The sequence below is a fragment of the Rhizobium sp. 01L419 genome (genome assembly GCF_056400025.1).
The window spans coordinates 146,240-156,445 of the sequence record NZ_JBFTSM010000019.1; the positions used below are offsets into that span (position 1 = coordinate 146,240).

A 10,206-nucleotide genomic window follows, 5' to 3' on the forward strand; every position below is an offset into this window, starting at 1 on the left:
GTTCAGTTCCTCACTTCTTTTCCATGACGCATTGCAGCGGATGCTGGTGCTGCCGGGCAAAATCCATCACCTGGCTCACCTTTGTTTCCGCCACCTCGTATGTGAATATTCCGCATTCGCCGACGCCATGGTTATGGACATGCAACATGATGCGGGTGGCACTTTCCCGATCCTTTTGAAAAAAACGCTCCAGAATATGGATGACGAATTCCATTGGGGTGTAGTCGTCATTCAAAAGCAGTACGCGATAGAGATTAGGCTTCTTGGTCTTCGGCTTGGTACGCGTGATGACCGAGGTTCGATTTCCGTTGTCCCCGTTCCTTTCGCTGTCGTTCTGCATCCGGATCGGTCTGGCGATCATTTTCATTCATTCCTCAATCAATCCGGCAGGCAGCATGGGAGGGGTGCTTTCCCGACGAATATCTGAAACCCTAAGGTAGTTCATAATAGAGCGATTTTAAGCCCCTTGTTTCCGACTGCAATCACAATTCCGCAGGACTTGACGCAAAGGCCAAAAAAGTATGCGCAAAACTGGGGGAAGCTTCAGGAAACAAAAAAAGACCGGCCGCAAGTGCGATGCCGGTCTTTGATTTTCAATAGGCAGCGGGAATCGCGCCGAAGATTTTATGCGGCTGCCGGGGTTACCGGTGCGGCCTTGGAAACGGTGGCCGCGGTGTTTGCCAGCGGTGCTTCGTAAGGCTTATAGGCATTCTTGGCGAGGTCGGCATACATTTCGCCGAGCTTCGTTGCCTCAGAGATAAAAGTCTCGTAGGCGGACTTCGCATAATTGGATTGCAGCTCGAACGCTGTTTCAAAGCTCTTGGCGCCCGAAAGCGTCTCGAAATGCGTGACAGCATCCTGGAACGACTTTTTGGAATATTCTGCGGCTTCAGAGGCAATCGCCTGGAAGCTCTTGGCAGTGTCGGAATAGCTTCTCAGCACTGTATCCACCACTTCCTTGTTCTTCCGGCTTGCGTCGTCAAAATTGAACATGAACCATCCTCCAATTGGCTGTTGCAGCGCAAAGGGTAGCTGCGACGCACAAATAGTCAAGTAGTCTTGTGCAACGCAAAACATCCACAGATTGCATTAGCAATAACTTCTGAAAGAGAGGCGTTCGGGCACGTTCGTCTTTTGTTGATTTTGCTAAAATATATCAGGCGACTGCAACCGGAAGGTTATTAGAAATTTTGGCGAATAGATGCATTCGCCGTTTCAAACCGCTTGTCCTAATACGAAAAAGCCGGGCATCGGCTAGCGATGCCCGGCTTTTAACGAATGCAATGGGCATCAGAGATCGACGTCAAGGATCGCCATCGAGAAGTTGTAGGAACGATCGCCATCTTCGTCATCGATATAGACGACGCCCAGAAATTCTTCGCCGAGATAGACTTCCGCGGAATCATTCTTGCGCGGGCGCGCCTTCACCACGATCTGCGGGTTCAGCGTGCGTTTGAAATAGGCGTCGAGTTTCTTGATTTCTTCAGGCTTCACGCTTTCATCTCCGTAAGCAATCTCGGTTGGCCGCTTCTTGCACAGGTAGAGCGGGGCTGTAAAGGTCGCGAGATCGGGTTCACAACGACTGTCTCCGCCAGCATTTAGGCGGTTTTCCGCATTTTCCAATGAAGGATCAGATATCGGCGCCGATAACCTGATCCATAACGCGGGCCGGCTCGGAACAGCCCGCTTCACCGACGACCTTGGCGGGCACGCCCGCTACCGTGGTCTTTGGCGGCACCGCTTTCAGGACGACGGAGCCGGCGGCGACGCGCGAGCAGAAGCCGATCTCGATATTCCCGAGGATCTTGGCGCCTGCGCCGATCATGACGCCCGTGCCGATCTTCGGATGACGATCGGCCCCTTCCTTGCCGGTGCCGCCGAGCGTCACACCATGGAGGATGGAAACGTTGTCACCGATGACGGCGGTCTCGCCGACGACGAGGCCGGTCGCATGATCGAGAAAGATGCCCTTGCCGATACGGGCGGCCGGATTGATATCGGTCTGGAAGACGCTGGAGGAGCGGCTCTGCAAGTAGAGCGCGAAGTCGCGGCGGCCACGGTTCAGCAACCAGTGCGCCAGCCGGTGCGTCTGCAGCGCATGGAAACCCTTGAAGTATAGAACGGCTTCCATGAAGCGCAGGCAGGCGGGATCACGGTCATAGACCGCCTGGATATCGACGCGCAGGATCGAACTCCATTCCGGCCAATCCTCCAGCATTTCCTCGAAGGTCTGGCGCAGCAGGTTTGCCTGCATGTCGGGATGGTCGAGGCGCTCGCAGATGCGGTGCACGACGCATTCTTCGAGCGAGCGATAATTGATGACCGTCGAATAGAGGAAGGCAGCCAGCACCGGATCGCTTTCCGCAGCAAGGCGCGCCTCCTCCCGCAGGCTGTCCCATATGGGATCCATCACCTTCAGCGGATGGGCTACGTCCAGCGTGCGGATATCCGTCTTAGCGACCATTTCCGGCCTCCTCATTTTCCCGTTGGAATGCGATTATATAGAGGAAAACGCCCATAACATAAATGGGTGCCCTCGCCACGTCCGTTCAACGCGTTTTTGCCGATATCACGGTTATGTCACCGGCCAGCGATATCAGCCGGCAGAGACTTCAGCGTAGAATTCCAGCACGGCCTTCTTGAACACCCGGTCGCCAACGGCGAGCATGTGGTCGCGGCCGGGAATATCCAGAGCGTGGGCGTCAGGCATCAGAGCCGCCAGTTCCTGGGGAGAACCGGCAATGTCGTCCTTCGTTCCAACGCCGATCAGGGTGGGCACATCGATTTTGCCCATGTCGGCGCGGGCGACAAGATCGCGCGAGCCCTTGATACAGGCGGCAAGCGCCTCGCGGTCGCTCTTCGTCTGCTCGGCAAATGCGCGGAACATCTGGCCGCGCGGATGGGTGACATCGGCAAGCGAGGGCGCAAGCAACGCATCGGCGATCGGGTCCCAATCGCCTACGCCGTCCGTCATGCCGATACCGAGGCCGCCGAGCACCAGCGAGCGGACACGGTGCGGATAGGCGAGCGCCGCAAAGACGGCGATGCGGGCACCCATCGAATAGCCCATAAGGTTGGCTTCGGGGATGCCGAGATGATCGAGCAGCGCGATCGCATCGCCAGCCATGAACCACGGCCTGTATGCCTCGGCATCGCGCGGCTTGTCGCTCGCGCCATGGCCCCGGTTGTCGATGGCGATCACCCGGTAGCCAGCATCGCCCAAGGTCTTCAGCCAGCCCGGATGAACCCAGTTGACGCTCGCCGACGAAGCAAAGCCGTGGATGAGCAGCACAGGCGGGCCGGAGGGATCGCCCTCGTCGAAAAAGGCAAGTTTCAGTCCGTCATGGGTGAAGCTTGAAAATGCAGGCGTATTCAGGTTCATCGGGCCGTCCTTATTTGGCGCGACCATAGTCGAGCGGCCTTTCATCGTGAAGCCAAAAACTCGCAACGGAGCCATGCTTTGGCACTACACTTTTCCGCCGAAGGCCTATAAAGTCCGCGCAGAATTTCAAAGCATTCGGAGACAGACATGGCCGGCCACAGCATTCCCCACTTCCAGAACGACGGCGGTCACCGCGTTATCGAAGTCGGCGTCAAGGAATTCATGTGCACCGGCGCATCCGTTCCCTTCGATCATCCGCATATCTTCATCGATATGGGCGACGACAACGAGAAGGTCTGCTCCTACTGCTCGACGCTTTATCGCTATAATGCGTCGCTGAAATCCAACCAAACTAATCCGCCCGGCTGCGTCTTCCACGTCAAAGCGGCGTAAAGTCGGCTCTGCGGATCGGACATCCCATGCCGGTCGAACATGCCGCCATCATCGGCGCCGGCATTGCGGGCCTAACGGCTGCACTGGCGCTCGCAAGGCGTGGCATCAGTTCGGATATTTTCGAACAGGCGCCCGAGCTTGCGGAAGTGGGCGCTGGCTTGCAGATTTCGCCTAACGCATCGCGTGTGCTCGCCGAACTCGGCGTGCTCGAGAGGCTGACCAGCCTCTGGCTCGAGCCGCAGTCCATCCGGCTCATTTCAGGCAGTTCGCTGCGCGAACTTGCAGCTGTCCCGGCCGGGAGTTTTGCCAGGAATCGCTGGGGAGCACCCTACGGCGTCCTGCATCGCACGACGCTGCAGAAGGCGCTGCTGGATGCGGTCAGTGCCAATCCGCTCTGCCAGCTCCATCTCGGAATACGTTTCGAAGCGGATTTGCCTCAGTGTCGGCGTTCGGCCGACGTCATCATCGGCGCCGATGGTGTCTGGTCCAGATTGCGGCAGGCAATACCGGGCGCCCCTGCCCCGCAATTCTCCGGAAACATCGCCTTCCGTTTCACCATCGCAGAAACAGAGGCGCCGGGCTTTCTCGACCGCGCCAGTGTCTCGGCCCTACTCGGCTCCTCGGCGCATATGGTCTGTTATCCGCTGAAGGAGACCGGTGGCTTCAACATGGTGGCGATCACCGCCGGCAATATTGCGCCGCAGGCCTGGCAGGGCGAGCCGACACAGGTTCAACAGGAGCTTCTGCAGTCGCGCTTCCGCCGCTGGCATCCTGCTATTGCCGGATTGCTCGGAGGGCGCAACGACATCACCTTCTGGCCGCTTTTCGAGGCAACGCCGGGCAAATGGCAGGACGGCAACAAGACTGTGCTGATCGGAGATGCGGCCCATGCGATGATGCCTTTTGCGGCGCAGGGGGCAGCGATGGCGATCGAGGATGCATTCGAGCTTACCGCCTTTCTTGCCACCCGACCGGTTTCCGAAGCCATCTCACTGTTCGAACGGCATCGCATGCCGCGCATCGCCAAGCTTCGCCAGCGCGGCGCCTTCAACCGTTTCGCCTATCATGCAAGCGGCCCGATCCGCCTCGGCCGGGATATCGTGCTGTCGCTGAAACCGCCGCAAAGCCTCGCGGCGGATCTCGACTGGATTTACGGCTACCGCCCAGTTGGCTAATCAGATGGTGGCTGATCAGACGGCGTTTGCCGCAGCAAAGCCGCGCTCGATATCGGCCTTGAGATCAACGATATCTTCGAGACCAATCTGCAGGCGAATGACCGGACCTTCGGCCGGGGCCTTGGCGATCTTTCGGTCCGAGAGATTGACCAGTATGGCAAGGCTTTCATAGCCGCCCCAGGAATAGCCCAATCCGAAATAGGAGAGCGCATCGAGGAAGGCATGCGCCTTCGGCTTGACCTTTTGCGGATCGTCAACCTTCAGCACGAAGGAGAAGATGCCGCTGGCACCCTTGAAATCACGTTTCCAGATGTGGTGCGACGGGAAGCTCGGCAGGGCCGGATGCAGGACGCGGGCAACCTCTTCGCGGTTTTCGAGCCACGTGGCGATTGCCAGCGCGCTTTCGTAGTGGCGTTCCAGCCGGATGCCCATGGTGCGCAGGCCGCGCAGGATCTGGTAGGAATCATCCGGCGCGCCGCAAAGGCCCAGTGTGCCATGCGTTTCGATCAGCCGCGGCCAGTGCTCGGCATTGGCGGAAATGGTTCCCATCAGAATGTCAGAATGGCCCGACGGATATTTGGTCGAGGCATGGATCGACACGTCGACGCCAAAGTCCAGCGGCCGGAAATAGATAGGTGTGGCCCAGGTGTTGTCCATCAGCACGACGGCGCCGTGCTTGTGCGACAGAGCTGCGATGGCCGGGATATCCTGCATTTCGAAGGTATTGGAGCCGGGGGCTTCGGTCAGCACGACCGTGGTGTTCGGCTTGAAGAGCGTCTCGATGGCCGCGTCGATCGCCGGATCGAAATAGTCGACCTCGACACCCATTCGCTTCAGGATCGTGTCACAGAAATGGCGCGTCGGACCGTAGACGGAATCGACGACCAGGATGTGATCGCCCGCCGCGACATAGGCGAGGATGGCGACCGTGACGGCGGCGAGACCGGAGGGCACCAGCACAGTGCCGGCCGAGCCTTCGAGCGCATTGATCGCTTCAGCAAGGGCATCGGTCGTCGGCGTGCCGCGGGTGCCGTAAGTGTATTTCTTGTTGCGCGTCTCCATCGACTTGGCATCTGGAAAGAGCACCGTGGACGCGCGCACCACCGGCGGATTGACGAAACCGTGATAATCCGCGGGGTCGTAGCCGATATGGGAAAGACGGGTATTGATGCCGGCGCCCGGCAGGAGACTGTCTAGATCTTTCATTTGGGAAATGGCCTTCTGGCGAGGGTATGCAAAGGCCGAACTCTTGAACCCCGCCGCCATCAGGGTCAACCCCCGCAACTTGACGCGATCGTCCCGCTCCGCGCCGCCGTCAGCCTTTACTCCGCGATTTTCGCGCTATTTTTCCTCAAGCTGGCGCCCAATTTCTAGCCAAGTGCCTAGGGACACAGCGTAATCTCCCAAAATGCTGAATTTTGCTCCAATTATTAGCCGCGACACTTGACCATAGTGACATTTGCGACTGTGATAGACCCACTCGCGCCGGGAGGGTTGCGGGAAACGGGGAGGTAAACGGGCTATTTCAATCCGGCCACTCCCGAAAAGATAAATATAAGACAACAGAAAAAGGTTGGGAAAAATGAAGTACAAGCTCCTGTCCGTAGCAGCCGGCGCAGCAGTTTTCGCTCTTGGCGCTTCGGCCGCTTCGGCCACTACTCTTCAAGACGTAAAGGCAAAAGGTTTTGTCCAGTGCGGCGTCAATACCGGTCTTGCCGGCTTTGCTGCCCCTGATGCGTCCGGCAACTGGTCGGGCTTCGACGTTGATTTCTGCCGCGCGGTTTCCGCTGCGGTCTTCGGCGACCCCAACAAGGTGAAGTTCACCCCTCTCAGCGCCGCCAACCGCTTCCCGGCTCTGCAGTCCGGCGAAGTCGATGTGCTTGCCCGTAACACGACCTGGACGATCAACCGCGACACGGCTCTCGGCCTGAACTTCCGCTTCGTAAATTATTATGACGGCCAGGGCTTCATGGTCCGCAAGAGCCTGAACGTGAAGTCGGCACTCGAGCTTTCCGGCGCCTCTGTCTGCGTTCAGTCCGGCACCACGACCGAGCTCAATCTTGCCGACTACTTCAAAGCCAACAACCTGCAGTACAATCCGGTCGTCTTCGAGAAGCTCGACGAAGTCAACGCCGCCTACGACTCTGGCCGTTGCGATGTCTATACGACCGACCAGTCGGGTCTCTACTCGCTGCGTCTGACGCTGAAGAACCCCGACGAGCACGTGATCCTGCCGGAAATCATCTCCAAGGAGCCGCTCGCCCCAGCCGTACGCCAGGGTGACGACCAGTGGTTCGATATCATCAGCTGGGTCGGCTACGCGATGATCAATGCCGAAGAGTTCGGCATCACGCAGGCCAATGTCGACGAGATGAAGAGCTCCCCGAACCCGGATATCAAGCGTTTCCTCGGCGTTGAAGCCGATACGAAGATCGGTACTGACCTCGGCCTCACCAACGAATGGGCCTACAACGTCGTCAAGAACGTCGGCAACTATGGCGAAGTCTTCGAGAAGAACATCGGCCAGGGCAGCCAGCTGAAGATCGCGCGCGGCCTCAATGCTCTCTGGAGCAAGGGTGGCATTCAGTACGCTCCGCCGGTTCGTTAATCGGCATACCGCACGAAAGCCGGAAAGGCGGGTCACCGCCTCTCCTCCTCCTATAAAAAAGCTCCGCAAAGGAGCACATAACGTGGGGAATTGGCCAGGCATGACGCATCAGGTTGCGGATCGAACACCCATACCCAAGGGCGGCTGGAGCTTTCAGTCCGCCCTCTATGACCCCAAAATCCGGGGCATCTTCTTTCAAGCTCTTACTATCGTCCTTCTGGTCGCGCTGATCTGGTCGATTGCCCACAATACGGCAGTCAATCTGGCGCGCGCCAACATCGCATCGGGTTTCGGCTTTCTGAACGGTCGCGCCGGCTTCGAAGTCGGGCAATCGCTGATCCCGTACTCAGCCGATTCGACCTATGGCCGGGCGCTGCTCGTCGGCTTTCTGAATACGCTTCTTATCGCGATTACCGGCATCATCACCGCGACGATCATCGGCTTCGTCATCGGTATCGGCCGCCTGTCACGGAACTGGCTGATCGCCAAGCTCTGCACTGTCTATGTGGAAGTCTTCCGCAACATTCCGCCGCTGCTCGTGATCTTCTTCTGGTATTCGGGCGTTCTCGCTGTTCTGCCCAATGCTCGCGACTCGCTGCATCTGCCGCTCGGATCGTATCTGAACAATCGTGGCCTCGCCTTCCCCAAGCCTATCTTCGGCGAGGGTTTCTGGCTGGTCGGGATCGCCTTCGTCATTGCGATCATCGCCGCTATCGCAACGGCGCGCTGGGCGCATCGCCGTCAGGCAGCAACGGGCCAGCCGTTCCATACGATCTGGGTGTCGGCCGGTCTCATCGTCGGCCTGCCGCTCCTCGCCTTCCTTATCGCAGGCGCACCGCTTTCCTTCGACTTCCCGGTCGCCGGCAAGTTCAACCTGACCGGCGGTTCGGTGGTCGGCCCGGAATTCATGTCGCTCTTCCTGGCGTTATCCTTCTATACGGCGGCCTTCATCGCCGAGATCGTACGCTCTGGCATACGCGGGGTGCCCAAGGGACAGACGGAGGCGGCGGCCGCGCTCGGCCTGCATCCTTCGGCGATCACCCGGCTGGTGGTCATTCCACAGGCCTTCCGCATCATCATCCCGCCGCTGAGCAGCCAGTATCTGAACCTCACCAAGAACTCGTCGCTGGCGATCGCCATCGGTTTTGCCGATCTCGTCGCCGTTGGCAGCACGACGCTCAACCAGACCGGTCAGTCCGTCGAAGTGATCCTCATCTGGGCAGTCATCTATCTGGCACTGAGCGTTGCCACTTCGCTGCTGATGAACTGGTTCAACGCCAAGATGGCTCTGGTGGAGAGATAAGATGAGCGATAGTTTCGTCAGAACCACCATGCTGTCGCAGGAGCCGCCGCCATCGGGAGAAAAAGGCGCCGGCGCCTGGATCCGCCGCAATCTGATTGCGACGCCCAAGGACATCGTCCTCACGCTTCTGGCCGCCACCTTTCTTGCCTGGGCACTGCCGCATGCCTTCAACTGGCTGTTTGTACAGGCGGTCTGGACCGGTACGGACCGCACCTTCTGTGCGACGACCGTGCAGGGCGGCATCCAGCCTGATGGTTGGAGTGGCGCCTGCTGGGCCTTCGTCAACGCCAAGTTCGACCAGTTCATCTATGGACGCTATCCGCTCGACGAGCGCTGGCGGCCGACGCTGGTCGGCATTCTCTTCGTGCTTTTGCTCGTGCCGATGCTCATCCCGTCGGCGCCGCGCAAGGGGTTGAATGCGATCCTTCTCTTCCTGGTACTCCCGATCGTATCCTTCGTTCTGCTTTATGGCGGCTTCGGCCTCGAAATCGTCGATACCCCGCTCTGGGGCGGGCTGATGGTGACGCTGGTGCTCTCCTTCGTGGGCATCGTCGTCTCCTTCCCGGTCGGTATTCTTCTGGCGCTCGGCAGACGGTCGCATATGCCTGTCATCCGCATGGTGAGCATCGTTTTCATCGAAGTCGTCCGCGGAGTGCCGCTGATCACGGTTCTCTTCATGGCGAGCGTGGTATTGCCGCTGTTTCTGCCGGCAGGCTGGACCGTGGACAAGCTTCTGCGCGCCATCATTGGCGTATCGATCTTTGCCTCCGCCTATATGGCTGAGGTCATTCGCGGCGGCCTGCAGGCCATTCCGAAAGGACAGTTCGAGGGAGCGGATTCGCTTGGCCTTGGCTACTGGCAGAAAATGCGGCTGATCATTATGCCGCAGGCGATCAAGCTGGTGATCCCCGGCATCGTCAACACCTTCATCGGCATGTTCAAGGATACGTCGCTGGTATCGATCATCAGCATGTTCGACCTGCTCGGCATCGTGCGGCTGAACTTCACCGACGCGAACTGGGCAACCGCGGTAACGCCGCTGACCGGACTGATTTTCGCCGGCTTCGCCTTCTGGCTTTTCTGCTTCGGCATGTCGCGCTATTCAGCATTCATGGAACGTCATCTCGACACCGGCCACACGAGATAAGAAGGAACAACAATGGCAGAGCCCCTCACCAAGAAATTGACCGTGTCGACGACCGACGTCGCCGTCGATATCGTCAACATGAACAAGTGGTATGGTGATTTCCACGTGCTCCGCGACATCAACCTGAAGGTCATGCGCGGCGAGCGCATCGTCATCGCCGGCCCGTCGGGTTCCGGCAAATCGACGATGATCCGCTGC

12 protein-coding genes are annotated in these 10,206 nt (G+C 58.8%); 6 read left to right on the forward strand and 6 right to left on the reverse strand.

The window, feature by feature from the left end; genetic code table 11:
* Nucleotides 1-10: 10 nt before the first annotated feature.
* The 5 genes from clpS to AC1DUP_RS30015 form a co-directional block, all read right to left on the reverse strand.
* Complete coding sequence (gene clpS / locus AC1DUP_RS29995) at nucleotides 11-361, reverse strand: ATP-dependent Clp protease adapter ClpS (protein WP_037072724.1); 351 nt, start codon at nucleotides 359-361, stop codon at nucleotides 11-13.
* A gap of 263 nt (nucleotides 362-624) precedes the next feature.
* Nucleotides 625-993 carry a phasin family protein gene (locus tag AC1DUP_RS30000; RefSeq protein ID WP_113295650.1) on the reverse strand — a complete coding sequence of 123 codons (369 nt, stop codon included), beginning with the start codon at nucleotides 991-993 and terminating at the stop codon, nucleotides 625-627.
* Between the two features lie 297 nt (nucleotides 994-1,290).
* A complete protein-coding gene (locus AC1DUP_RS30005; protein ID WP_012557538.1) occupies nucleotides 1,291-1,494 on the reverse strand; it encodes a DUF3126 family protein in 204 nt (67 codons plus the stop codon).
* A gap of 136 nt (nucleotides 1,495-1,630) precedes the next feature.
* Nucleotides 1,631-2,464: a serine O-acetyltransferase gene (cysE, locus tag AC1DUP_RS30010; protein ID WP_113295651.1), complete on the reverse strand. Its 834-nt coding sequence runs from the start codon at nucleotides 2,462-2,464 to the stop codon at nucleotides 1,631-1,633.
* A 132-nt stretch (nucleotides 2,465-2,596) separates the two neighbouring features.
* A complete protein-coding gene (locus tag AC1DUP_RS30015) occupies nucleotides 2,597-3,382 on the reverse strand; it encodes an alpha/beta hydrolase (RefSeq protein ID WP_113295738.1) in 786 nt (261 codons plus the stop codon).
* Between the two features lie 147 nt (nucleotides 3,383-3,529).
* Between AC1DUP_RS30015 and AC1DUP_RS30020 the strand changes: the two genes are divergently transcribed.
* The gene (locus AC1DUP_RS30020) at nucleotides 3,530-3,775 is read left to right on the forward strand and encodes a zinc-finger domain-containing protein (RefSeq protein WP_112547845.1); all 246 of its coding nucleotides are present in this window, start codon (nucleotides 3,530-3,532) and stop codon (nucleotides 3,773-3,775) included.
* Between the two features lie 26 nt (nucleotides 3,776-3,801).
* Nucleotides 3,802-4,950 (forward strand): FAD-dependent monooxygenase, encoded by a 1,149-nt coding sequence (locus AC1DUP_RS30025; RefSeq protein WP_477836348.1) that lies wholly within the window; start codon nucleotides 3,802-3,804, stop codon nucleotides 4,948-4,950.
* Nucleotides 4,951-4,965: 15 nt separating this feature from the next.
* Here AC1DUP_RS30025 and AC1DUP_RS30030 read toward each other — a convergent pair whose 3' ends face one another.
* Nucleotides 4,966-6,156 carry a cystathionine beta-lyase gene (locus tag AC1DUP_RS30030; RefSeq protein WP_113295739.1) on the reverse strand — a complete coding sequence of 397 codons (1,191 nt, stop codon included), beginning with the start codon at nucleotides 6,154-6,156 and terminating at the stop codon, nucleotides 4,966-4,968.
* 376 nt (nucleotides 6,157-6,532) lie between these two features.
* On the opposite strand from AC1DUP_RS30030, the gene AC1DUP_RS30035 reads away from it, so the two are divergent.
* The 4 genes from AC1DUP_RS30035 to AC1DUP_RS30050 all read left to right on the forward strand — a co-directional run.
* Nucleotides 6,533-7,558 carry an amino acid ABC transporter substrate-binding protein gene (locus AC1DUP_RS30035; protein WP_113295653.1) on the forward strand — a complete coding sequence of 342 codons (1,026 nt, stop codon included), beginning with the start codon at nucleotides 6,533-6,535 and terminating at the stop codon, nucleotides 7,556-7,558.
* A 100-nt stretch (nucleotides 7,559-7,658) separates the two neighbouring features.
* Nucleotides 7,659-8,861: an amino acid ABC transporter permease gene (locus AC1DUP_RS30040; RefSeq protein WP_477836351.1), complete on the forward strand. Its 1,203-nt coding sequence runs from the start codon at nucleotides 7,659-7,661 to the stop codon at nucleotides 8,859-8,861.
* Nucleotide 8,862: 1 nt separating this feature from the next.
* A complete protein-coding gene (locus AC1DUP_RS30045; RefSeq protein WP_113310182.1) occupies nucleotides 8,863-10,008 on the forward strand; it encodes an amino acid ABC transporter permease in 1,146 nt (381 codons plus the stop codon).
* A gap of 12 nt (nucleotides 10,009-10,020) precedes the next feature.
* A partial coding sequence (locus AC1DUP_RS30050; RefSeq protein WP_477836353.1) for an ATP-binding cassette domain-containing protein occupies nucleotides 10,021-10,206 on the forward strand: 186 nt, incomplete at its 3' end.